Source organism: Azospirillum sp. A23, from assembly GCF_042938965.1.
GTDB lineage: Bacteria > Pseudomonadota > Alphaproteobacteria > Azospirillales > Azospirillaceae > Azospirillum > Azospirillum melinis.
In genome coordinates this window covers 560,261-583,766 of sequence record NZ_CP170666.1, presented here as the reverse complement: position 1 = coordinate 583,766, position 23,506 = coordinate 560,261, and the positions used below count along the sequence as shown (strand labels likewise).

At 68.4% G+C, this 23,506-nt stretch carries 24 protein-coding genes; 14 read left to right on the top strand and 10 right to left on the bottom strand.

Annotated features, from left to right (window positions below; all coding sequences use genetic code 11):
- Positions 1-283: 283 nt before the first annotated feature.
- Complete coding sequence (locus tag ABNQ40_RS11655; protein ID WP_109049113.1) at positions 284-592, top strand: putative quinol monooxygenase; 309 nt, start codon at positions 284-286, stop codon at positions 590-592.
- 15 nt (positions 593-607) lie between these two features.
- On the opposite strand, the gene ABNQ40_RS11650 is transcribed toward ABNQ40_RS11655, so the two are convergent.
- Positions 608-1,204: a TetR/AcrR family transcriptional regulator gene (locus ABNQ40_RS11650; protein ID WP_109049114.1), complete on the bottom strand. Its 597-nt coding sequence runs from the start codon at positions 1,202-1,204 to the stop codon at positions 608-610.
- A 154-nt stretch (positions 1,205-1,358) separates the two neighbouring features.
- Here ABNQ40_RS11650 and ABNQ40_RS11645 point away from each other — a divergent pair, with 154 nt between their 5' ends.
- A complete protein-coding gene (locus ABNQ40_RS11645) occupies positions 1,359-2,558 on the top strand; it encodes an acetyl-CoA C-acyltransferase (RefSeq protein WP_109049115.1) in 1,200 nt (399 codons plus the stop codon).
- A 20-nt stretch (positions 2,559-2,578) separates the two neighbouring features.
- Here the strand turns inward: ABNQ40_RS11645 and ABNQ40_RS11640 are convergent, their stop codons facing one another.
- Complete coding sequence (locus tag ABNQ40_RS11640; RefSeq protein WP_109049116.1) at positions 2,579-3,475, bottom strand: LysR family transcriptional regulator; 897 nt, start codon at positions 3,473-3,475, stop codon at positions 2,579-2,581.
- Between the two features lie 112 nt (positions 3,476-3,587).
- Between ABNQ40_RS11640 and ABNQ40_RS11635 the strand changes: the two genes are divergently transcribed.
- From ABNQ40_RS11635 to ABNQ40_RS11620, 4 genes are all read left to right on the top strand, one after another.
- On the top strand, positions 3,588-4,304 hold the full coding sequence (locus ABNQ40_RS11635; protein ID WP_109049117.1) for an SDR family oxidoreductase: 717 nt from the start codon (positions 3,588-3,590) through the stop codon (positions 4,302-4,304).
- A 167-nt stretch (positions 4,305-4,471) separates the two neighbouring features.
- Complete coding sequence (locus ABNQ40_RS11630; RefSeq protein WP_109049118.1) at positions 4,472-4,867, top strand: cupin domain-containing protein; 396 nt, start codon at positions 4,472-4,474, stop codon at positions 4,865-4,867.
- Positions 4,868-4,914: 47 nt separating this feature from the next.
- Complete coding sequence (locus tag ABNQ40_RS11625; protein ID WP_109049119.1) at positions 4,915-5,964, top strand: NAD(P)-dependent alcohol dehydrogenase; 1,050 nt, start codon at positions 4,915-4,917, stop codon at positions 5,962-5,964.
- A gap of 100 nt (positions 5,965-6,064) precedes the next feature.
- Positions 6,065-7,282, top strand: a complete 1,218-nt coding sequence (locus ABNQ40_RS11620; protein WP_109049120.1) for an MFS transporter — start codon at positions 6,065-6,067, stop codon at positions 7,280-7,282.
- A gap of 25 nt (positions 7,283-7,307) precedes the next feature.
- On the opposite strand, the gene ABNQ40_RS11615 is transcribed toward ABNQ40_RS11620, so the two are convergent.
- Positions 7,308-7,781: a cyclophilin-like fold protein gene (locus ABNQ40_RS11615; RefSeq protein WP_391346597.1), complete on the bottom strand. Its 474-nt coding sequence runs from the start codon at positions 7,779-7,781 to the stop codon at positions 7,308-7,310.
- A 139-nt stretch (positions 7,782-7,920) separates the two neighbouring features.
- Here ABNQ40_RS11615 and ABNQ40_RS11610 point away from each other — a divergent pair, with 139 nt between their 5' ends.
- A complete protein-coding gene (locus ABNQ40_RS11610) occupies positions 7,921-8,814 on the top strand; it encodes a LysR family transcriptional regulator (protein WP_109049122.1) in 894 nt (297 codons plus the stop codon).
- A 52-nt stretch (positions 8,815-8,866) separates the two neighbouring features.
- On the opposite strand, the gene ABNQ40_RS11605 is transcribed toward ABNQ40_RS11610, so the two are convergent.
- The gene (locus tag ABNQ40_RS11605) at positions 8,867-10,288 is read right to left on the bottom strand and encodes an amidase (protein WP_109049123.1); all 1,422 of its coding nucleotides are present in this window, start codon (positions 10,286-10,288) and stop codon (positions 8,867-8,869) included.
- A gap of 204 nt (positions 10,289-10,492) precedes the next feature.
- Here ABNQ40_RS11605 and ABNQ40_RS11600 point away from each other — a divergent pair, with 204 nt between their 5' ends.
- Genes ABNQ40_RS11600 through ABNQ40_RS11585 form a run of 4 tightly spaced genes read left to right on the top strand, consistent with a single transcriptional unit; the run spans position 10,493 to position 14,462 of the window.
- Complete coding sequence (locus ABNQ40_RS11600; protein ID WP_109049124.1) at positions 10,493-11,611, top strand: ABC transporter ATP-binding protein; 1,119 nt, start codon at positions 10,493-10,495, stop codon at positions 11,609-11,611.
- Positions 11,612-11,671: 60 nt separating this feature from the next.
- Positions 11,672-12,718 carry an ABC transporter substrate-binding protein gene (locus ABNQ40_RS11595; protein ID WP_109049125.1) on the top strand — a complete coding sequence of 349 codons (1,047 nt, stop codon included), beginning with the start codon at positions 11,672-11,674 and terminating at the stop codon, positions 12,716-12,718.
- Between the two features lie 34 nt (positions 12,719-12,752).
- Positions 12,753-13,610, top strand: coding sequence for an ABC transporter permease (locus tag ABNQ40_RS11590; RefSeq protein ID WP_109049126.1), 858 nt, complete (start codon positions 12,753-12,755; stop codon positions 13,608-13,610).
- Positions 13,611-13,625: 15 nt separating this feature from the next.
- Positions 13,626-14,462 (top strand): ABC transporter permease, encoded by an 837-nt coding sequence (locus ABNQ40_RS11585; protein ID WP_199235285.1) that lies wholly within the window; start codon positions 13,626-13,628, stop codon positions 14,460-14,462.
- Positions 14,463-14,468: 6 nt separating this feature from the next.
- On the opposite strand, the gene ABNQ40_RS11580 is transcribed toward ABNQ40_RS11585, so the two are convergent.
- Positions 14,469-14,822, bottom strand: a complete 354-nt coding sequence (locus tag ABNQ40_RS11580; RefSeq protein WP_109049127.1) for a hydroxyisourate hydrolase — start codon at positions 14,820-14,822, stop codon at positions 14,469-14,471.
- Between the two features lie 26 nt (positions 14,823-14,848).
- Between ABNQ40_RS11580 and ABNQ40_RS11575 the strand changes: the two genes are divergently transcribed.
- From ABNQ40_RS11575 to ABNQ40_RS11565, 3 genes are read left to right on the top strand one after another with little or no spacing between them, the layout of a single operon-like run.
- Entirely contained in the window at positions 14,849-16,045 is a 1,197-nt protein-coding gene (locus ABNQ40_RS11575; protein ID WP_109049128.1) for an MFS transporter, read from the top strand.
- Positions 16,042-17,448 (top strand): amidase, encoded by a 1,407-nt coding sequence (locus ABNQ40_RS11570; protein ID WP_391346590.1) that lies wholly within the window; start codon positions 16,042-16,044, stop codon positions 17,446-17,448. Before ABNQ40_RS11575 ends, ABNQ40_RS11570 begins: the two co-directional genes overlap by 4 nt.
- Positions 17,445-18,206, top strand: coding sequence for a GntR family transcriptional regulator (locus ABNQ40_RS11565; protein WP_247879521.1), 762 nt, complete (start codon positions 17,445-17,447; stop codon positions 18,204-18,206). Before ABNQ40_RS11570 ends, ABNQ40_RS11565 begins: the two co-directional genes overlap by 4 nt.
- 22 nt (positions 18,207-18,228) lie before the next feature.
- Here ABNQ40_RS11565 and hydA read toward each other — a convergent pair whose 3' ends face one another.
- From hydA to ABNQ40_RS11540, 5 genes are all read right to left on the bottom strand, one after another.
- Entirely contained in the window at positions 18,229-19,665 is a 1,437-nt protein-coding gene (hydA, locus tag ABNQ40_RS11560) for a dihydropyrimidinase (RefSeq protein WP_109047658.1), read from the bottom strand.
- Between the two features lie 37 nt (positions 19,666-19,702).
- Positions 19,703-20,434 carry an aspartate/glutamate racemase family protein gene (locus ABNQ40_RS11555; protein WP_109490679.1) on the bottom strand — a complete coding sequence of 244 codons (732 nt, stop codon included), beginning with the start codon at positions 20,432-20,434 and terminating at the stop codon, positions 19,703-19,705.
- A gap of 66 nt (positions 20,435-20,500) precedes the next feature.
- Positions 20,501-21,841 (bottom strand): amidohydrolase family protein, encoded by a 1,341-nt coding sequence (locus ABNQ40_RS11550; protein WP_109047657.1) that lies wholly within the window; start codon positions 21,839-21,841, stop codon positions 20,501-20,503.
- Positions 21,838-22,668 (bottom strand): ABC transporter ATP-binding protein, encoded by an 831-nt coding sequence (locus ABNQ40_RS11545; RefSeq protein ID WP_199235220.1) that lies wholly within the window; start codon positions 22,666-22,668, stop codon positions 21,838-21,840. Before ABNQ40_RS11545 ends, ABNQ40_RS11550 begins: the two co-directional genes overlap by 4 nt.
- A gap of 4 nt (positions 22,669-22,672) precedes the next feature.
- Positions 22,673-23,494, bottom strand: a complete 822-nt coding sequence (locus ABNQ40_RS11540; protein ID WP_109047656.1) for an ABC transporter permease — start codon at positions 23,492-23,494, stop codon at positions 22,673-22,675.
- Between the last annotated feature and the right edge of the window lie 12 nt (positions 23,495-23,506).

Genomic DNA, 23,506 nt, shown 5'->3' with positions numbered 1-23,506 from the left:
AGCGTTGGATGGGCAATCCGTCGACAACAGGGCGGGAAAGCCCATCGTCACGCTGCCCGCGCCGTCTGAAATGGCATACCCCATAGGCAAGCGGCTTGGGATCGATGGGATTTTCTTCTGATTGAAATCGCAACTCCGCATTTCCGATTTCGATTTGCCCGGTCTATTCCTTGGTCACAGGCCAAGGGGCCGGGTTGCCAGCCGCCGCCCAGCGGGCGAGGATCGGTCGGATTCCGGCGCTGCGAAGCCTCAGTCCCAACCATCCATCAGGGGAAAGACCTCCATGACCACTCCGCCGAGCGAGCAGGTTCAACTCGTCGCCTATCTGGTCGCCAAGCCCGGCCAGGAGCAGGCACTGGCCGACGCCATCACCGCCATCGTTCCGGACGTGCTGAAGGAGCCGGGCTGCCTCGCCTACTCCGCCCATGTCAGCCGTGAAAAGCCCGGCACCGTCGTGATGTACGAGATCTGGCAGGATCAGGCGGCACTCGACACCCATGCGAAGGCTGCGGCCTTCACCGGCCTTGCCGCGCAGTTCGATGCGCTGCTGGGCGAGCCGCTGCGCATCGAACTGCTCCGCCGCATCGCCTGATCGACGCAACGGCGCTCAGGCGTCGCCGGCCTCCGGCTTGCCGGGAGGCCGGCCAAGGCTCGTGCGTGCCGCCTCCAGGATCTCTTCCGACAGGGCGGGATCGTCGACGGCACGCGCGAGGATCAGGGCGCCGACCATCTCAGACAGGGTGGTCAGCGCCGCCTTCCGCTTCGCCTCCGCCGAGCGGCCCGGAACGAGGCGGCTCAAGCCGTCGAGGAAGGGCCGCAGTCCGCGGGTGAAGGCGCTCCGCGCCACCCCGCCCTGACGGGCCACATCGATTCCGAGTGCGGCGATTGGGCAGCCGGCGGCACTGCGGTCGCGGTGGCGCGGAGACAAATAGCTGTCCAGCAGCGCCGTTAGAGCCTCGTCCCCCTTCGTCTCCGCCGACACGCGCCAGCGCTCCGCCGCCACCTCCATCGCGTGGGCGCAGGCCTCCGCCGCCAGATCCTCCTTCGAGGCGAACTGGCCGTAGAAGCCGCCGTGGGTCAGTCCGGCCTCCTTCATCAGGTCGGCGACACCGATCCCGTTGAAGCCGCGCTCGCGGAACAGCGCGCTCGCCACCTCGACGACACGGCGCCGGTTCTCCGCCGCCTGCTCCTTGCTCACCCGCATGATGCACCTTCCCTGACCCGACCCTGAGAAGCGTCCCCGCAAAGCGATGGGAGACCCGTTGACAAATTATATGACGATCATCATCAATTATGCAAACATGATACTCGTCATTTAAACGTCGCCCCAGCCGGGCCACTGATCCGGAGACCGCAACATGCACACCGCTTCGACCCACGACCCCGTCGTCATCGTGTCTGCCGTCCGCACGCCGCTGGGCCGCTTCCAGGGAGAGCTGTCGGCGCTGCCGGCCCCGGTTCTCGGCGCCCGCGCCATCGCCGCGGCGGTGGAGCGTGCCGGCTTGCCGCCCGACAGCATCGACGAGCTGCTGTTCGGTTGCGTCCTGCCCGCCGGGCAAGGGCAGGCACCGGCCCGGCAGGCAGCCCGCGGCGCCGGGCTGCCCGATGCGACCGGAGCGACCACGGTCAACAAGGTCTGCGGGTCGGGCATGAAGGCGACCATGCTGGCCCATGACCTGATCCGCGCCGGGTCGGCCGACATCGTCGTGGCCGGCGGCATGGAGTCGATGACGAACGCCCCCTACCTGCTGGCGAAGGCCCGCGGCGGATACCGCATCGGCCATGACCGGCTGCTGGACCACATGATGCTGGACGGGTTGGAGGACGCCTATGAGGGTGGCCGCGCCATGGGCGATTTCGGCGAGGCGACGGCCGAAGCCTACGGCTTTACCCGCGCCGAGCAGGACACCTACGCCGCCCGGACGCTGACCCGCGCCCGTGCGGCGGTCGAAAGCGGTGCCTTCGCGGCGGAGATCGTGCCGGTCACGGTTCCTGCCAAGGGCGGCGAGCGGCTGGTCGCGCAGGACGAGAACCCGCTGAAGGTCTCCCCCGACAAGATCCCGGCGCTGAAGCCCGCCTTCCGCCGCGACGGGACGATCACCGCCGCCAGTTCGTCGGCCAATGCGGACGGTGCCGCGGCACTGGTGCTGACCCGGCGTTCGGTGGCCGAGGCCGCCGGATTGCCGATTCTGGCGGAGATCCGCGGGCACGCCACCCACAGCCAGGATCCGGCCTGGTTCACCACCGCTCCGATCCCGGCGATCCGCAAACTGCTGGACAAGGTCGGCTGGTCGGTGGGCGAGGTCGATCTGTTCGAGATCAACGAGGCCTTCGCCGTCGTCGCCATGGCGGCACAGCGCGACCTGGAGATCGATCCCGAGCGGTTGAACGTCAATGGCGGGGCCTGCGCGCTCGGCCACCCGATCGGCGCCACCGGGGCGCGGCTGATCGTGACGCTGCTGCATGCCCTGGCGGCGCGCGGACTGACACGGGGCGTGGCCTCCCTCTGCATCGGCGGCGGCGAGGCCACGGCCATCGCCATCGAGCGGGTCGGCTGAGGCACCCCGACCGGCAATTATCAGCCCGCCTCCTCCCGGTTCAGCCGGCGCGCCATGGCTTCGAGGAACAGGCGCACGCGCGTCGGCAACTGCCGTTGCGAGGGGAACAGCGCACAGACCGGTGCGGGGTCGCCATGCCAGTCCGGCAGCACCCGCACCAGCCTGCCGGCGGCAAGGTCGTCCTCAACGTCGATCCGCGACTTCCACATGAGGCCGCAGCCGGCAAGCGCCCAATCCTGGGCGACGTCACCATTGTCGCAGCGCAGGCGGGATGCGGTGTCCAGTTCGACCACCGCACCGCCGGGTCCCAGCAGGCGCCAGCGCCCACCGGTGCCGCGATACTGGATGCAGTCGTGGCTCTCCAAATCCCGTGGCGAGGCGGGCCAGCCGCGACGCTCCAGATAGGCCGACGCACCGACCAGGATCCGGTGATTGTCGGCCAGCCTGCGCATGACCAGCGCCGAATCCCTGGGCGCCCCGATCCGCACCGCCACGTCCAGCCCCTCGTCGATCAGATCGACCATGCGGTCGGTCAGGCGGAGGTCGACCGAAATCCGCGGATAAGCCTGGACAAGCTCGCGGCAGACCGGGCCGACATGCATGCGGCCCAAGGCCGCCGGCGCTCCCACCCGCAGAACGCCCTGCGGCTCGACGCGGCCATGGCTGAGAGCCTCCTCGGCCTCAGCGACCTCGGCGAGGATGCGCTGGGCATGCCGGTACAGCCGCTGCCCCTCCTCCGTCAGGGCGAGGCGCCGGGTGCTGCGGGCTACCAACCGTGTGTCGGTCCGCCGCTCCAGCGATGCCAGCCGCTTGCTGACCACACTCAGCGCCAGATTCATCTCGCGGCCGGCGGCGGACAGACTGCCCGCGGCGACGATGCGGACAAAGGTGCGCAGCTCATCGAGATCACCCAGCATGCCCGCCGCATTCTTTCTATTCGGTGGAGAGTATATCGATCAGGTCGAGGATACTGCGCAATCCGGAGAGGTTCTAGATTTCCTTCCAATCCACCCCTGAAGGAAATACACCATGTCAGACAGCTTGAAGAACACGCGCGTGCTGGTGGTCGGCGGCAGCTCCGGCATCGGTCTGGCGACCGCCACGGCCGCTGCCGAAGCAGGCGCTTCGGTCACCATCGCCTCAAGGTCGCGCGACAAGCTCGACCCCGCGGTCGCCGCAATCGGCGGCAACGCACGCGCCGTCGTGCTCGACACCCGCGACCTGGAGGCGGTCGAACGCTTCTTCGCCGAAGAGCCGGCCTGGGACCATGTCGTCGTCTCCGCGGCGCAGACGCCCGGCGGGCCGGTGCGCGGCCTTGCCGTCGCCGATGCCCGGACCGCGATGGACAGCAAATTCTGGGGCGCCTACCACGTCGCCCGCGCCGCCAAAATCAGCGAGACCGGATCGCTGACCTTCGTGTCGGGCTTTCTCAGCGTCAGGCCCTCCGCGACCTCCGTTCTGCAGGGGGCCATCAACGCAGCGCTGGAGGCGCTGGCCCGCGGGCTGGCTCTGGAACTCGCCCCGGTCCGCGTCAATGCCGTTTCGCCGGGCCTGATCGCGACACCGCTGTGGTCCGGCCTGCCGGCGGAGAAGCGGGAGGCGATGTTCGCCGGTGCCGCCCAGCGCCTGCCCGCCCGCCGGATCGGTCAGGCCGAGGATATCGCCAACGCCGTGCTGTTCCTCCTCACAACCCCCTTTGCCACCGGCTCAACGGTGCGCGTGGATGGCGGAGGCGCCATCGCCTGACCAAACTCCGAACGGACATCGAGGATGCGACACGTCACATGGATTGATGAGGCGTCTTCATAAGTCCATGCATCTTTGGGGGGCTAATCGCAGACAGTCCCGTGGACTAGCTTCTCTGGTGCCACCACCGCCGCACTGCGGCGGGCAACGACCGGAGGATCGAGGCCATGGACATCACACGCGTCGGCTCGCAGCCATCCACCAGGGGACCGGCGGACTGGTTCACGGGTACGGTCCGCATCGACCCGCTGTTCCAGCCGCACCCGCCGGCCCGCACGACCGCCGCCAGCGTCACCTTCGAGCCCGGCGCCCGCACGGCATGGCACACCCACCCACTCGGGCAGACGCTGATCGTCACCGCCGGCTGCGGCCGTGTCCAGCGCGAGGGCGGCCCCATCGAGGAGATCCGCCCCGGTGACGTGGTGTGGTTCGCGCCGGGCGAACGGCACTGGCACGGCGCCTCGCCCACCATGGCGATGACGCACATCGCCATCCAGGAACAGCTGGACGGCAAGGCGGTCGACTGGATGGACAAGGTGACGGACGAGCAATACGGCGCCTGACGCCGCCCGTCCCGGAAAAGAAGCCGAGAGAAGCGAGGAGTATCCCCATGACTGTAAAAGCCTATGGCGCCCATGCGGCCGACCGGCCGCTGGAGCCGATGGACATTGCCCGCCGGGCTCCCGGCCCGCATGACGTGCAGATCGAGATCGCCTATTGCGGCATCTGTCATTCGGACCTGCATCAGGTGCGGGCGGAATGGGCCGGCACGCAGTGGCCCTGCGTTCCCGGACACGAGATCGTCGGCCGGGTTTCCGCCGTCGGCGGCCATGTGAAGGGCTTCCGCGAAGGCGATCTGGTCGGCGTCGGCTGCATGGTCGACAGCTGCCAGCATTGCGACGACTGCGAGGCCGGACTGGAAAATTACTGCGACGGCATGGTCGGCACCTACAACGGACCGACCGACGACCCGCCCGGTCACACGCTGGGCGGCTATTCGCAGCGGATCGTCGTCCACGAACGCTATGTTCTGCGCGTCAAGCACCCGGAGGAGCAGCTTGCGGCGGTGGCGCCGCTGCTGTGCGCCGGCATCACCACCTATTCGCCCCTGCGCCACTGGCAAGCGGGGCCGGGCAAGAAGATCGGCGTCGTCGGGATCGGCGGCCTCGGCCATATGGGCATCAAGCTGGCCCACGCGATGGGCGCCCATGTGGTGGCTTTCACCACGTCCGAATCCAAGCGGGAGGATGCGAAGGCGCTGGGTGCGGACGAGGTCGTCGTTTCCCGCAACGAGGGCGAGATGGCCGCCCATGCCAAGAGCTTCGACCTGATCCTGAACACGGTGGCGGCTCCGCACGATCTGGACGCCTTTCTCGTGCTGCTGAAGCGCGATGGAACGATGACGCTGGTCGGTGCGCCGGCCACGCCGCATCCCTCGCCCAACGTGTTCAACCTGATCACCAAGCGGCGGTCCATCGCCGGCTCGATGATCGGCGGCATCCCCGAAACGCAGGAGATGCTGGATTTCTGTGCCGAGCACGGCATCACCGCGGACATCGAGCTGATCCGCGCCGGGGACATCAATGCGGCCTATGAGAGGATGCTGAAGGGCGACGTCAAATACCGTTTCGTGATCGACAACGCTTCCCTGTCCGCCTGATCCCGGCTCCCGCTTCCCTTTTAAAAATGTGAGCACCCCCGAACCGGCGCGCCCCCAGCGGCCCGCCGGACGGGGGTTGCTGCCCTGGACTTCGGCAAATATGCAAACTCAATTCTCTTCGGATGCCGACAGGATCGTGTCGCAGCCGGCAGCATGGGGTGCCGTCTTTGCGCTGTCCCTCGGCGCCTTCGCCCTGGTCGCATCCGAATTCATGCCGGTCAGCCTGCTGACCCCGATAGCGTCGGAGCTTCACATCACCGAGGGGCAGGCCGGACAGGCCATTTCCGTGTCGGGCGCCTTTGCCATGCTGACCAGCCTTTTCATCTCGTCCCTGGCCGGCTCGCTCGACCGCAAGCATCTGCTTCTGGGATTGACCGTCCTGATGATCCTGTCGGGAACCATTGTGGCCGCTGCACCGAATTACCTGACCTTCATGGCGGGCCGGGCCCTCATCGGCGTCGCCATCGGCGGTTTCTGGTCGATGTCGGCGGCCACCGCCATGCGGCTCGTCCCCGACCGTCAGGTGCCTCGGGCGCTTGCGGTCCTCAACGGCGGCAATGCTCTCGCCACCGTCGTCGCCGCACCGATGGGAAGCTTTCTCGGCGGTCTCATCGGCTGGCGCGGAGCTTTCTTTCTGGTCGTGCCGGTCGCCGTAATCGTCCTCGTCTGGCAGGCGGTCAGTCTTCCGTCCATGAGGACGGAAAGCCGTTCATCCCCCGTGACGGTCTTCCGGCTGATAGGCCGCCCCGTCGTTGCGTTGGGAATGATTGCGGTCAGCGTCTTCTTCATGGGGCAGTTCACCCTGTTCACCTACCTGCGGCCGTTCCTGGAAACGGTCGCCCATGTCGACGTTTCCACCTTGTCGTTCATGCTGCTGGCGATGGGGGCGGCCGGCTTCGTCGGCACCACCCTGATCGGCGGCTTCCTGAGGACGGGTCTCTACCGGACGCTGGCCGTCATTCCGGCACTGATGGCTCTCATCGCCCTGATGCTCGTCGCGGTTGACTGGACTCTGCCGATGACGGCGCTGCTGCTCGCCTGCTGGGGGTTGTTCGCCACGTCGGCACCGGTCGGCTGGTGGACCTGGGTGGCGAGGACGCTGCCACGGGACGCCGAGGCGGGTGGCGGCCTGATGGTGGCCATCGTCCAGCTTGCCATCACTCTGGGAGCGGTGGTCGGCGGCCTGCTGTTCGACACAAGCGGCCATCGCGCCACCTTCGGCGCCAGTGCGGTTCTGCTCGTCCTGGCCGCGCTGCTCGCCACCTTCACGTCTCGCGCCGCAGGGGAGCGGACGCCCGCGGATGGCAACCGCTCCTGAAGCGAAAGTACGGCAAGCCCCGCCGTCACTCCACCCGCTCGACCCCGAGCGGAAAGCTGCCCCGCGTCAGCAGCGGCCCGGTCCCGCCCTCAAGCCGGCCAAGCCGGATCAATCCGCGGGAATATCGGTAGCCCGCATGGAACAGGGCAAGATTGCCCCAGGGGGCATAATAGCAAAGGTCACCGGCGGCCTCGTTCCCGAACGGGCCGCTACCCTCCTCTGTCAGCTTGCGCGGCAGATAGGCGATCTTCTCGTTGGTCGAATAGTCGTCGACGGTCAGCGTCAACGGCAGCATCGACAACAGGTCGCGGCTGGACGGCGTATCGTCGAGCAGCGCCGTGAACACATGACCGCTGAAATGCAGCCTTATCCTCATGGCACGATCCTCCCCTTTGCGCGTCGTGTCTGCGGCAACCGAGCCCGGCGCTACAAGCCGCGGAACCACGATACCCAGGAGGGCCGCCGCCAGAAGCGACCGACGCGAAGAATTTCCGACCATACCGTGCGTTTCCCTCATCTTGATTGCGGCGCACCTGCCCTGTCGTGGCCGGACGGTGCATGGCAGGGAAGCTTTCCACCGATTTCCTGCCATTGTTTAGGCGCTATGATGCGCATAACGACATGAAGGGGATTCATGAATGCCGCGTGAGAGCGTCGACGATCTGCTGGCCTTCATCGCGGTGGCCCGTGAACGGAGCTTCACCAAAGCGGCGGCGCAGTTCGGCCTGTCGCAGTCGGCCCTCAGCCACACCATCCGCCAGCTCGAAGCCCGGCTCGGCATCCGGCTTCTGACCCGCACGACACGGGCGGTGTCGCTGACCGATGCGGGCGAGCGCCTGTTCAATGGAATCCGTCCGCATTTCGAGGAGATCGGCGCCCAGATCGACGCGCTCAGCGAGTTGCGCGAGAAGCCGGCCGGCAACATCCGCATCACCGCATCCGACCATGCCGTTACTCATGTGCTCTGGCCCAAGCTGCGCGACTTCCTGCCGAAATACCCCGACATCAAGGTCGAACTGGTTCTCGACAACGCGCTGATCGACATCGTCGCCACGCGGTGCGATGCCGGCGTCAGGATGGGGGAACTGCTGGCCAAGGACATGATCTCGGCCAGGATCAGCCCGCCGGTCCGCTTCGCCGTGATCGGCACCCCCGCCTACTTCGACGACAATCCGATCCCCGCCAGCCCGCAGGACCTTGTCCACCACAACTGCATCAATCTGCGCCTGCCGACCTATGGCGGCCTGTGGGCGTGGGAGTTCGAGCGCGAGGGGCAGACGGTCAACATCCGGGTCGATGGACAGGTGGCCTTCAACAACATCCACAATGTTCTGGAGGCGGCCCTGGATGGCTTCGGCCTTGCCTATGTTCCGGAGGACATCGCCAGCCCCCACATCGCGCAGGGACGGCTGATGCGCGTCCTTGAAGACTGGTCGCCTTACTGGGAAAGCTATCACCTGTACTATCCGAGCCGGCGGCAGTCCTCGCCGGCCTTCATCGCGCTGATCGAGGCGCTGCGCCATCGCGAATGACGGGACGGGTCCGGCGATGACCGGACCGTGGGCCTCTCAGTCCCTCAGTCCCTCAGTCCGGCAATGCCGGATCCCGCGGCCAGCGATGGACGAAGCCGGCGTCGCGCTCCAGCCGGCGGCCCAGACCGAGCAAGCGGTGCTCCTCCCCTGGACGGGCGATCAGCTGGATACCGAAGGGCAGCCCGTCGGCATCGCCGGCGGGCAGCGTCAGCACCGGAAACCCGATCAGCGTTACGATGGCGGTGACGCCTAAATAATCCAGGATCGTCTCCGTCGGACTGCCGTCGATGGCGGTCACCTCGCCATCCTCGTTCGGCCAGGGCATCACGCCGCAAGCGGGGGCCACCAGAATATCGATATCCCGGAACAGTGCCGTGAAGCGGCGGTAGAGCGCGGTGCGCGCCGCCTGCGCCTCCAGATAGGCCTGGGCAGTGATGCCGCTGCCCGCTTCGATGTTCCACCGCACGGTGTCGGTCAACCGGTCGCCGTGCCTGTCCAGCAGCGGGCCGTAGGCGTGGCTGATCTGTGCAGCGCGCAGCGTGCGGAAGGTCGCCATGGCGTCGCCGCAGTCGGGATGACGGCGGAGGACCGGCCCTGCCACACCCTCCAGCCGGGCAATGGTGGCGGCGAAGCGCTCCCTCACCGCATGCGACACGGTTGCGGCACCGAAATCGGCCGTGGCACCCAGCCGTGAGCCCACCCCCCCATCGGCACCGTCGCGGAACGGCGCCAGAAGCGATGTCGGATCGTCGAGGTCCATTCCAACCATCGCCGCGAGCAGCACTGCACAGTCCGCGGTGTCACGCGCGATCACCCCATGCGTCGCCAGCGTATCCCAGCCCAGCGGCCGTTTCGGCGCCGGGATCGATCCGGGCGTCGGCCGGATCGAGGTGACGCCGCAGAAGCCCGCCGGCACCCGCACCGACCCGCCGAAATCGGTGCCGTGGGCCAGCGGGGTCATGCCGGCAGCGACGGCGACCGCAGCGCCGCCGCTCGATCCACCGGATGTCAGCCGCGGATCGAACGGATTGCGCGTCGGTCCGGCCAGACGGTTGCCGCAGATGGCGCCGAAGCCGAATTCCGGCGTGTTGGTCTTGCCGATGACGATGCCACCGGCCGCTTCGATCCGCTCCACCGCGACATCGTTCGCCGCCGGCACATGGTCGGCGTAAAGCTCCGAGCCGTAGGTCGTGCGGATGCCGGCGGTGTCGGTCAGATCCTTGATGGCTACCGGCACGCCATGCAGCGGACCGACCGGACGGCCGGTCTTCGCAAAGGCGGCGTCGAGCACCCCGGCCCGCGCCAGCGCCTTGTCCGCGGCGACGGTGAGGAAGGCGCAGAGCGCGGGATCGGCGAACGCGATCCGGTCCAGATGCGCCTCCGTCACCGCGCGGGCTGAAAGCTCCCCATTGGCGAGACGCGCCGCCAGGGCCGCCGCACTGTCCCGCCACAAGACGTCATTCTGCACAGACATTCATCAACCTCCCGGCAATGGCGTCAAAAGCGGCATATGCATCCGGCCTGCGCACAAGATGGCGGCAATTCGGGTTCCGCAAAAACCGCAGGCCGACGCAAAACAACGCTATCATATTGCCATATAACGGAAAATAGAAAATCGGCATGCCGTTTGCTAAAGAGGAAGGCAATCGAACGGCAACGCGAAAGGGATGGTGCAGCCATGGTCAGCGCTTCGCCCAACGGCCCGGCTTCCCCGCGCGGGCAGACGCTTCTTCTCGACGGGATCACCCAACGCTACGGCTCGTCGCTCGCGGTGAACGAGGTTACGCTCGACATCCGCGGCGGCGAACTGGTGGCCCTGCTCGGCCCGTCGGGCTGCGGAAAGACCACCCTGCTGCGGATCATCGCCGGTTTCCTCGCCCAGACGAAGGGCCATGTGATGGTCGGCGGAAAAAGCGTGGACGGGCTGCCGCCCAACCGCCGCTCGGTCGGCATCGTCTTCCAGAACTATGCGCTGTTCCCGCACATGACGGTGGCGGAGAACGTCGCCTACGGCCTGGATGCACGCGGCGTCGACCGCGCCACCCAGCGCAGCGAGGCGCAACGCATGCTGGATCTGGTCAAGCTCGGCCATCTGGGCGACCGCACCCCGCGCCAGCTGTCCGGCGGCCAGCAGCAGCGCGTGGCGCTGGCCCGCGCGCTGGCGGTCAACCCGTCGATCCTGCTGCTGGACGAACCCTTCGCCGCGCTGGACAAAAATCTGCGCCTGGACATGCAGATCGAGGTCAAGCGCATCCAGCGCCTGTCCGGCATCACCACCATCCTCGTCACCCACGACCAGGAGGAGGCGTTGTCGATGGCCGACCGCGTCGCGGTGCTGAGCCAGGGCCGGCTGGAGCAATTCTCCCCGCCGACCGAGATCTACGACGCGCCCGACAGCCTGTTCGTCAACACCTTCGTCGGCTCAGCCAACCTGCTGGGCGGCGTGCTGGTTGACAGCGACCGCAGCGCCGGCCGGGTGCGGCTGGACGCCGGCGGCCTGATCGAGACCCGCGCACCCAAGGGCGATTTGCGGCCGGGCTCCCGCGTCACCGTCTGCCTGCGCCCCGAACATCTGAGCGTCGATCCCGCCACGGGCGACGCCGAGACGCTGAACGGCGTGGTGGAGATGGGGCTGCCGCTGGGCGCCACCGTCGTCCACGAGATCCGCATCGGCGACGGCACCGCCGTCAAGGTGTCGGAACCGCGCATCCAGCGCACCGACCTGTTGGCGCCCGGCACCCCGGTGCGGCTGGCTCCGGTCGCCCCCCGCCTCGCCTCGGTCTTCGCCGCGGCCTGAATCTCCTCTTCACCCACCTCCTCTCACCTTCAGGCCCCCTCTCACCTTCAGGAGTGAACGATGCTGCTGACCCGCCGCAATCTGATGCAGACGGCGCTGACGCTGGGTGCCATGCACGCCTTCCCCGGCCTGACCTGGGCGCAGGCGCGCCCGCTGGTCTTCGCGACCTTCACCGGCAGCTGGGAGGAAGCCCACAAGGCCGTGCTCGTCCCCGCCTTCCGCAAGGCGGCGGGCAATGCCAACATCGTCCTCGACCCGATGCTGTCGGTCGACCAGATCGCCAAGGTCAACGCCGCCAAATCCAACCCGCCGATCGACGTCATGCTGCACGATCCGGGGCCCGCGCTCCAGGCCATCGCGCAGGATCTGGTCGAACCCTATCCGGTCGAACAGAGCGCCTATTACAAGGACCTGATCCCGGCGGCGCAGGTCCCGATGGGGCCGGCGCCCTTCTTCCAGGTGGTCGGCATCACCTACAACCCGGAGACGGTGAAGACGCCGCCAACCTCCTGGGCCGACCTGTGGAAGCCGGAATTCAAGGGCCGCGTCGGCATCACCAACCTGAACTCGACGCTCGGCACCGGCTTCATGGTGGAACTCGCCAAGATGCATGGCGGGTCGGAGGCCAACATCGACCCGGCCTTCAAGGCCATCGAGGCGCTGCGCCCCAGCCTTGCCGCCGTCGCCGCCAACCCCGGACAGCTCGCCACCCTGTTTCAGCAGGGCCAGATCGACATCTCCCCCGGCAACTTCAACGCCATCCAGATCCTGAAGGCGCGCGGAGTCCCGGTGGAGTTCGTCATTCCCAAGGAAGGCGCCATCGCCTTCAAGACGACCATCCACATCGTCAAGAACTCCCCCAACAAGGAGCTGGCCTTCAAGCTGATCGAAGCCGCCCTGTCGCCGGAGGTGCAAGCCACGCTGATGGAGGAGCCCTACCTGATCGTGCCGACCAACACGAAGGTCGCGATCAAGGGCGAACTGGCCAAGACGCTTGCCAAGGGCCATGCGGAGATCGCGAAGAAGTTCGTGTTCCAGGACTGGGGGAAGATCAACGAGCAGCGCGCCGCCTGGATCGAGCGGTTCAACCGCGAAATCCGCGTCTGACCATCAACAGCCCGCCAGCCGGAGGAGGCGCCCCATGGCCGCGACGTTGCGCGACGTCACCACCTACGACCTGAAGCTCGCGGCTCCGCTGGCGGCGGGCTTCGTCCTGTTCTTCGTCACGCCGCTGGTGATCCTGCTGGCGCTGAGTTTCCAGACCGACCCACAGGGCGGCCATTACGGGCTGACCCAATATGTCGCTTTCCTGGGCGACAGCTTCAGCCTGGGGGTTCTGGGCTCCACCCTGTGGCTGGGGGTGAAGGTGACGGTGCTGACCCTGCTGCTGGGCTATCCGGTGGCATGGCTGCACCAGCGCTCTCCCGCCTGGGCCAGGGGGCTGATCATGCTGCTGGTGCTGCTGCCGCTGCTGACCAGCGTGGTGGTGCGCACCTTCGCCTGGGTGGTCATCCTGGGCCGCCAGGGCATCGTCAACGCGACGCTGTCCTGGATCGGGCTGATCGACACGCCGCTGAAGCTGCTCTACACCGAGGGCGGGGTGGTCGTGGCGCTGGCGCAGGTGCAGATGCCGCTGATGGTCCTGCCGATCATCACGGCGCTGAGCCGAATCGACCCGAATTTCGCCGACGCCTCGTCGGTGCTGGGAGCCGGACATTGGCGGACCTTCCGCAAGGTGATCCTGCCGCTGTCGCTGCCGGGCATCGTCGCCGGCTGCCTGCTGACCTACGCCGCGGCGATCACCGCCTTCATCACGCAGAGCCTGATCGGCGGCGGCCAGATGCTGTTCATGCCGATGTACATCTACCAGCAGGCCTCGACCCTGCAGAACTGGCCCTTCGCCGCGGCGATCTCCATCGTCTTCCTGGTGTCGGTGCTGGTGGTGGTCTCGATCTTCAACGCTCTCGGCCGCCTGTCGCGCGGCTATGCCAACGCCTGATCCGGGGAGGCATCGATGTCCGACCACGCAAAGCCGGTCTCCGGCGGCCGCCGCATCGATTTCGATGCGCTGAGCTTCCGCATCGTCATGACCGGCATCGCGCTGATGGCGCTGGTCCTGCTGGTCGCCCCGACAGTGGTGGTGATCTGGGTGTCCTTCACCAGCGGCTATTCCCTGAAATTCCCACCGCCCGGCTATTCGCTGCGCTGGTACGCCGAGCTGTGGAACGCCTGGCAGCTTCAGTTCGCGATGATGAACAGCCTGACGGTGGCGGCCTGGGCGACCGGCCTGTCGATCCTGCTGGGGGTTTCCGCCTCGCTCGGCATCGCGCGCTCGCCGACGCTGACGGCGAAGGTGCTGGACAGCCTGTTCCTGTCGCCGCTGGTTCTGCCGGCCCTGGCCTTCGGCCTGTCGTCGCTGATGTTCTTCTCGATGATCGGGGTGCCGGTGTCGCCGCTGACGCTCATCATCGGCCACACGGTCGTCTCGGTGCCCTTCGTCGTCCGCAACACCGTGGCGTCGCTCGCCCAGATGAACCCGTCGCTGCTGGAGGCCTCGTCCAGCCTGGGTGCGGGGCGCTGGTACGGCTTCCGCCGCGTCACCCTGCCGCTGATCCGGCCCGGCATCATGGCGGGCGGCTTCATCGCCTTCATGGCGTCCTTCGACAATGTTCCGGTCTCGCTGTTCCTGCGCGATGCCGCCACCGACATGCTGCCGATCCGCATGTGGCAGGATCTGGAAGGCCGGCTGGACGTCACGGTCGCGGCGCTGTCGGGCGTGCTGATCGTCGTCACCATCGGCCTGATGCTGCTGATGGAACGCGTCGCCGGCCTCTCCAAAAGGTTGACCTGACCCCCCTTACACTCCCAGAAAGAGCGATACTCCGTAGGGCGTGAACTTGAAGGGCAGATGCAGATGGCGGTCGAGGTCGGTGACGACGAAGCGGAACGGAACGATGTCGAGGAAGCGTGTCTGCTCCCCGGCATAGCCCGCGGCCCGCAGCCAGTCGCCAACATGGAACAGCACCTCGTGCGGGCCGGCTTCGATGCCGTCGCCGCGCACGGTCGGGTGGTCGAGCTGCCCGTTGGCGCCAAGCTCCCCCGCCGCCAGCAGCCGGCGTTCCGGCGTCAGCGCGTAAAGCTCCACCCGCATGCCCTGGGCGGCGACTCCGCGCGCCACATCCACGCCATGGATCGAAATTCCGCCAGCCATGCCGCCTCCGCCTTCGGTTCGCCGAAATGGTAGCCGAGACGGCGACGACAACGCCAGCACCGCTGCTCCCCCCGCTTCTGCCGGCACTGGTCGGGATGACCGGTTTGCAGGCGCTGGTCGCGCTGGCCCTGTTCGCGCCGGGGGTTCTGGCGCCGCGGTTGGGGATCGACCCGGCGGGGCTCGGCCTGTTCACCACCACCGGCTTCGCGGTCGGAATGGCGGCCTCGCTGTATGGCGGCGTGCTGGCCGGGCGTCTCGGGCCTTTCCGGATCGCCAGCCTCTGCGCGGTGGCGGTCGCCGCCGCCATGCTGTGCGCGATGACGGGCGGGAGCGCCGCGGGGCTGCTGGCCGCTGGTGTCGCCATCGGCCTTGCCTGCGGACCCGAGACGCCGGCCAGTGCCGCGATCCTCGGCCGGCTGGTCCGGGAAGCCGACCGGCCGATGGTGTTCTCCGTCCGCCAGACGGGCAACCAGATCGGCGCCATCGCCGGATCGCTGGCTTTGCCGCTTCTGGCCGTCGCCTTGGATCCCCGCGCCGGCTATGCGGTCATCGCCATGCTGGCCCTGGCCTGCATTCCGGTCTTCGAGCGGCTGCGGCCCGTCTATGACCCGCTGACCCGGAATGCCGCTGCCGGTTTCGGACTGGGTACGGCGGTGCAACTGCTGCGTGGCGACCCGGCGCTGCGGCGGATGGCGCTGGCAGCCCTCCCTTATTCCGCCAGCCAGCTGACGCTGAACGGCTTTTTCGTGGTCTTCGCGGTGACGGAGTTGGGGCTGCCGCATGTGTCCGCCGGGGTGGCGCTGGCCGCCGGGCAGGCGGGCGGCCTGGTGGGGCGGCTCGGCTGGGGCGTGGTGGCATCGCGCTGGATGGCGCCGCGCCGGCTGGTCGGGCTGCTGGGGCTGGGCATGGCCGGGGCATCGATCCTGGTGGGATGGGCCGGCGCCGCCCTGCCCTTCCCGGTGCTGACACTGGCGACCTTCCTGTTCGGACTGACCGCCAGCGGTTGGAACGGCGTGTTCGTGGCCGAGGTCGCAAGGCTGGCGCCTGCCGGCCGCATCGGCGAGGCCACGGGGGCGGTGATGGTCGGCGGCTTCGCCGGGCTGATCGCCGGGCCGATCCTGCTGGTCGCCGCCGCCGCGGTCAGCGACCTCGCCACCGGCTATATCGCCGTCGGCCTGCTGGCGGCGCTGTCCGGCCTCAGCCTTCTGAAGGACAAGCGATGACCACTCTCCCGCGCGCTGCCGCCCCACGCGCCGCCGCCATTGCCGAAGCCGTGCGCACGGGCCGCAGCAGCGCCCGTGCCGAAACGGAAGCGGCGCTGGCCCGCATCGCCTCTGGCAACCCGGCGCTGAACGCCTTCGTCTCCGTCGACGAGGCCGAAGCACTGGCAGAGGCGGATGCGGTCGACCGCAGGCTGGCCGCCGGGGAAACGCCATTGCTGGCCGGGGTGCCGGTCGCGGTCAAGGACACCATCTGGGTCGCCGGCCGGCGCGTCACCCAGGGATCGCGCCTGTTCGCCGACTTCCATGCTCCGGCCGACGCCATCGCGGTGGAGCGGCTGCGCGCTGCCGGCGCCGTCATCGTCGGCATGACCAACAGCTCCGAATTCGCCTGCAAGGGCGTCACCACCAACCCGCTGTTCGGACCGACACACCACCCGCAGGACCCAAGCCTGACCCCCGGCGGGTCGAGCGGCGGGCCGGCCGTGGCGGTGGCGGCGGGGCTGGTGCCGCTGGCGCTCGGCACCGATGCCGGCGGGTCGAGCCGCCGCCCGCCCGCCCATGTCGGCGCGGTCGGGTTCAAACCGTCCTTCGGCGCCATTCCCTACGGACCGGGCTTCGCCGAGCCATTCACCGGCATTGCCGTGATGGCCCCGATCGCCGCCGACGTCGCCGACGCGGCACTGATGTTCGAGGCGCTGTGCGGGACCGATCCGCGCGATCCCGAGTCCATCGCCGTCGCCCCGGCGGACACCCGACCGCCCGAAAGCCTGACCGTCGCCTACAGCCCCCGCCTCGGCCTGGATGCCCCGATCGACGAGGATGTGCAGCAGGCGGTCGAACACGCGGTGGAACTGCTGGAACGGGCGGGAGCGCGCCTCGTCCGGCGCGATCCATCCTGGCCGGCCGGGGTGACGGAAACGGCGCTGATGCCTTTGCAGCATGCCGGGCTGGCCGCCCTCTACGGCGACGCCTTCCGCCGCGATCCGGTCCAATTCGATCCCGACATCGCCGTGCAGATCGAACGTGGACTGACCCTGACGGGACCGGAGGTCGCGGCTGCGCAGTTGCTGGGCGTTGAGGTCGCACGCGCCCTCGCCGCCGTCTTCACCGACATCGACCTGCTGATCGGCCCGACGACGCCCTGCGTTGCATGGCCGCTCGACCGGCTGGGTCCGGAGACCATCGGCGGACAGGCGGTACCGCCACGCGCGCATGCCGTCTTCACCCCGCTGTTCAACCACGCCAAGGTCCCCGCCCTCAGCCTGCCTTGCGGCATCGGCCGTGCCGGTCTGCCGGTCGGGTTGCAGGTCGTCGCCCCGCGCGGGCTGGACCGGCGGGTGCTGCGCTTCGCCGCCGTCATCGAAACGCTGCTCGCCACTGGCGGGCGAGGAGTGGCCGGATGAGCATGGACAACACCGTTCCAGGCGACGCTCCGGGCGACATTTCCGGCGACGGTCCCGGCGACACCCCCGAAGCCGCCCCCCGGCGGCGCCGGACGGTGCCGCCGCCGCCGCTGGCGGAAATGGCGGTGGAACGGCTGCGCTCCAAGATCATCTACGGCGAACTGCCACCCTCGGCCCGGCTGATCGAGCCGGAGCTGAGCGAAAAGCTCGGCATCTCCCGCACTCCGCTGCGCGAGGCGCTGAAGCTGCTGGCGGCCGACGGGCTGGTGATGTTGCGCCCCAACCGCAACGCCATCGTCGCCCCGCTCGACGCCGACGAGCTGATCCACCTGTTCGAGGCCGAAGGCTGCATCGAAAGCTTCGCGGCGAAGCTCGCCGCCGAACGGATGACCGCCGCCGACCTGCGCCGCCTGCGCGGCTTCCAGGACAGGATCGAGGCTTTGCAGGGAGCCGGCGCGCTGGAGGAGTATTTCTCGATCAACCAGAAGATCCACCGGCTGATCGTGTCGGGCGCCAAGAATCCGGCACTGGTGGACGCGCATGACCGGCTGCTCGGCCGGCTGGCGCGGGCACGCTATTTCGCGCTGGGCGCCCAGGGCCGCTGGAAGGAATCGGTGCTGGAGCACCGCGAGATCCTGGCGGCGATGGAAGCCCGCGACGGCGAGACCGCCCAGCGCCTGTTCATGCACCATGTCGGCCGCACCGGCGAGGTGGTGGCCGCCGCCTGCGCCTCGCCCAGGGCACGGCGGGCGGTGTAACCACCACTGCCCGCCGGGACCGTCAGAACGGCAGGACCGGCGCCGGGGCGCTCTTGGGACGGGCGGGCGCCGGCAGGCCGCAGGCCAGGAACTCTCCGCGGCCGGGCTGCGCCAGAAGCGCGCCGTCGCGGCACACCACCGCCCCGCGCGAGATCGTCGCCACCGGCCAGCCGGTGACCTCCATCCCCTCGTAGGGGGTGTAGTCCACATTGTGGTGCAGCATGGCGTTGGTAACGGTCACCCGGCGGTTCGGATCCCACAGGGCAATGTCGGCGTCGGCCCCCACCGCGATGGTGCCCTTGCGCGGATGGAGCCCGTACATGCGGGCGGGGTTGGTGGCGGTCAGTTCCACGAATTTGGTCAGCTCCATCCGTCCGGTCATCACGCCGGCGGAGAACAGCAGCGGCAGTCGGGTCTCCACCCCTGGAATGCCGTTGGGCACGCAGCGGAAGGGCGCCTGTTCGCCATGGACCTTCTTGCCGCCCGGCCCGTCGAAATGGAACGGCGCATGGTCCGACGAAAAGACCTGGAAGGTCCCGCCAATCAGCCCATCCCAGATGACGGCCTGATTGGCGGCATCGCGCGGCGGCGGGGAGCAGATGCACTTCGCGCCCTCGAACCCCTCCCCACCCAGATCGTCGCCGGTCAGGAACAGATATTGCGGACAGGTCTCGGCATAGATCCGCAGGCCGCGCCCCTGTGCCCAGCGGATCTGCTCCACCGCGTCGGCACCCGAGACATGGACGATCAAAATCGGCACATCCACCAGTTCGGCGAGCGAAATGGCCCGGTGGGTGGCCTCGCGCTCCGCCACGCGCGGGCGGGAGACGCCGTGGAAGAAGGGCGCCGTCTGCCCGGCGCGCTCCAGCTTCTCGGTCAGCCAGGCGATGCAGTCGGCATTCTCCGCATGCATCATCACCATGGCGCCCTCGCTGCGGGCGATGTCGAGAACCTCCAGAATCTGGCGGTCGTTCAGCTTCAGCGCATCGTAGGTCATGTAGATCTTGAAGGACGTGTAGCCCTCACGGATCAGCGCCGGCAGTTCGTGGCCCAGCACCTGCTCGGTCGGATCGGTGACGATCAGGTGGAAGGCATAGTCGATCACCGGCTTGCCGGCGGCCCGCCGGTGATAGTCGTCCACCGCCTCGCGCAGCGACCGTCCCTTTTCCTGGCAGGCGAAGGGCAGCACCGTGGTGGTGCCGCCGAAGGCGGCGGAGCGGGTGCCGGTCAGGAAGTCGTCGGCCATCACCGACCCGTCGCCGGTCGGCTGGTCGAAATGGACATGCCCGTCGACGCCGCCCGGCAGGACCAGCAACCCGGCGGCGTCGATCTCCTCCCGTCCAGGGGCGAGGCCGGCACCCAGCGCTGCGATGGTCCCGCCGCGCACGCCGACATCGGCCTTGAACACATCGGACGCGGTGGCGACCGTGCCGTTGCGGATGACCAGATCGAACTCCATGCTCCCCTCCCCCCTTTCAGCCGTCAGCGGTCAGCCATCAGCCGTGCAATTCCCGGAACAGGCTGCCCCAGCCCTCGACCCGGCGGGTGTCGACGCCGGTCATGCGCAGCGCCTTCCACACCACGGTGGACACGGTGTCGTAGACGGGAATGCCCAGCGCCTTCTCCACCCGCTCCGCCACCGGGGCGCCGCGCATGTTGGTGCAGATGATGGCGATGGCGTCGGGCTTGGCCTCCGCCACCTCGGCGCACATGCGCTCGATCCGCTCCTCGGTGATTTCGGAGAAGGAGAAATTGCCGCGGTCGTTCAGATGCCGCTCCGCCACCACCTCGAAGCCGGCAGCGTTGTAGTTGGCGACCATCCGCTCCTGGATCTCGTCGAGATAGGGGCTGACGATGGCGAAGCGCTTGCGCCCGGTCGTCTCCAGAATCTCGTTCAGCGCCAGCATGGAGGTGCAGGCCGGGATACCGGTCTCAGCCGCGATGGTGCTGCACAGCCGCTCATCGGCATCGAAGCCGAGCCAGCCGGCCGAGGTGCCGTTCCAGCCGATCACGTTCAGTTTCGCGTCGGCCAGCAGGCGGGCGGCGTCGAGGAAGGGTGCGTCGGTGAACTGGTCGAGTGCCGCGGCGCGCAGCGAGATCTCCTTGACGGTGAAGCGGCCGAAATGAGCCGACACCTCCGGCAGGCCGCTCAGCATGGCGGAGGTCACCGGTTCAAGGACCGTGTTGGAAGACGGGGTCAGCATCCCCAGAAGGACGCGCTTGGTCAGATCGGGCGTGGTCATGTTCAGTCCTTATCGCTTCAGGCGTTTCTTGTTTTCAGGGTTTTCCGGGGTTCAGGCCCGCGCCCACAGCGCGCGGGCGGCCTCGTCGGCCTCGATGCAGATCCGCTCCAGATCGGCGCGCAGCAGGCGTCCGTCCTCGACCAGAACCTCGCCGTCGACCAACACCATTTCCACGTCGCGGCCCTGGCCGGTGTGGACCAGCGTGCCGAGCGGGTTGGTCTGCGGGCGTAGATGCGGACGGCGGCTGTCGAACACCACCAGATCGGCACATTTTCCGACGGTGAGCGTGCCGATCCGGTCGGCCATGCCGACGGCCTCGGCCCCGCCCAGCGTCGCCATGCGGAAGACGTCGGCCGGCTGCCAGTCGGCGGTGACGCCGCCCTGGCCGATGCGGCCGGTGGCAAGCGCCCAGCGCATCGTCTCCACCATGTCGCCATGCTGGGTGTCGGTGCACAGCGCCAGATTGACCCTCGCCGCCTTCAGGGCCGGCGTCGGCGCCAGCCGGCCGGAGGCGGCGTTGCATTTGGGCACATGCACGGCATGGGCGCCGGCGCGGGCCAGCCGCGCGATGTCGTCGTCATCGACATAGAGGCAATGGGTGGCGAGAAGCCGGTCGTTCAGCATCCCGGTCTCTTCCAGCAGGGCCGCGGGAGAGAGGCCGGTGGAGGCGCGGACGCGCTCCACCTCCACCCGGCTCTGCGCCAGATGGGTGTTGACGCGCATCCCGCGGGCCGACGCCTCGGCGGCGAGCGTCCGCAGAAAGCCGGGGGAGCAGGTATCCGGCGCATGGGCGGCCATCTGCACGGCGATGCGCCCCTCCAAAGCCCCGTTCCAGCGGTCGTGCAGGTCGAGCGTCCGGCGCAGCAGATCCTCGCCGATGCCGGCATCGAAACGCCATTCCCCCTGCGGCACGCGGGCGAAATCGACGTCATGCACCCGCCAGCCGGCATGGACCCGCAGCCCCAGCTCGGCCACGGCCTCCAGCGTCGCCTCGGCATGGACGAAATGGTCGCAGACCAGGGTGGAGCCGGACAACAGCGCCTCCGCCACGCCCAGCCGGGCGAGCGCCCGCGCCTCATCCGGCGTGGCGTCGGTGCCCTTGGGAACGCCGGGGGTGTAGGACGGGGCGAAGCCGAGATCGGCGGCGACACCGCGGACCATCACCAGCACCGCATGCAGATGGACATTGACGAAGCCCGGCGTCACCAGCCGGCCGGGACGGTGCAGCGTGCGCTCCGCCGCCGGCAGTCCGGCGGAGACCGGGGCCAGATGGGCGATCCGGCCGTCGCGGATGCCGATGGCGGCGTCTTCGATGATGCCCAGTGCCGGATCGCCGGTGATGGCGGTGACGCCGGTCAGCAGCAGGTCCAAGGGGTGTTGGGCCGTGGTCATGCCGCAGCGCCCTGGCGACCGGCCGCAGCCGCGTCCGGCACCGACTCCGGCTTCGCCTCCTTACGCTGCTGCATCCCTTCCTCGCGGATCAGGTTCAGGATGTGGCGCTTGTGGTCGTTGAACTGCTGGCTGGTGATGTCGCGCGGGCGCGGCAGGTCGAGGTCGATCAGCTCGCGCACCCGGCCCGGCCGGCTGGTCAGGACGGCGACCTGGGTGCCGAGCACCAGCGCCTCGTCGACGCTGTGGGTGACGAAGACGATGGTGCAACGCTGCTTCTGCCAGATGGCGACCAGTTCCTCCTGCATGTCCATCTTGGTCTGGGCATCCAGCGCCGCGAACGGTTCGTCCATCAGGATGACCTGCGGGTTCAGCAGCAGGGCGCGGGCGATGCCAACGCGCTGGCTCATGCCGCCCGACAGTTCGGCCGGAAAGTGGTTCTCGAAACCGCGCAGCCCGACCATGTCGATGTATTCCTGGGCCGCGGCCCGGCGGTCGGCCTTGCGCCAGCCCTTCAGCCGCAGGTGGAAGGCGACATTCTCCCACACCGGCAGCCAGGGCATCAGGTTGGCCTGCTGGAAGACCATGCCGCGGTCGGCGCCCGGCCCGTCCACCGGCTTGCCGCCGACCGTCACGCTGCCGCCTGTCGGTTTCTCGAAGCCGGCGATCATGTTCAGCAGCGTGGACTTGCCGCAGCCCGACGAACCCAGCAGGCACAGGAACTGGTTGGGTTCCACCGACAGGCTGACATCGTCGATGGCCAGCAGGTCGCGCTTGCGCTTGGCGTCGCGGAAAATCTTGATGATGTTCTTCAGCTCGATGGAGGCCATGGCGTCAGCCCTCCCGGCTTTGCAGGGTGGATCCGTGCTGCCAGTGCAGCGCCACGGACATCAGCAGCTTGATGAGGCCGTCGGTCGCATAGCCGAGCAGGCCGATGCTGGCCATGGCGGCGAGCACGAGGTCGTAGCGCAGGAAGTAATAGCTGTCCCACAGCACGTACCCGAGCCCGCTCTTGACCGCGACCATCTCGGCGGTGACCGTCAGCATCCAGGCGGCGCCGATGCCGATGCGCAGGCCGGCGAAGATGCTGGGCAGGGCCGCCGGGAACACCACATGGCGCAGAAGCTGCTGCTCGGTGGCGCCCATCATCGCGGCGGCGCGGATCAGGTTGCGGTCGGCCGTCTTCACCCCGTGGATGGTGTTCATCAGGATCGGGAAGAAGGCGCCGAGGAAGACCAGGAAGATGGCCGGCTTGTTGGCGATGCCGAACCAGATGATCGCCACCGGAATCCAGGACACCGGCGGAACCGGGCGCAGCATCTGGATCGTCGGCTCCACCGTCCGCTCGACCCAGCGCCACCAGCCGATGGCGATGCCCAGCAGGATGCCGCTGGCCGCCGCGATGGCATAGCCGGCGGCAACCCGCATGGCGCTGGACAGCGCATCGGCAAACCAGCGCCCGCTGTTGGCCTGGGCGGTTTCGTCGAAGCCGAACACCCAGTCGCCCCACGCATGCAGGACCACCGTCGGCGGTGGCAGCAGCGCTGCGGGCAGAAGGCCGGACCGCGACACGGCCTCCCAGGCCACGAGGATGACGAGGGGAACGACCGCCCTTTCCCAGGCGAACCGCTCCCAGATTTTTCCTATCGCCGTCATGAACCGGACTCC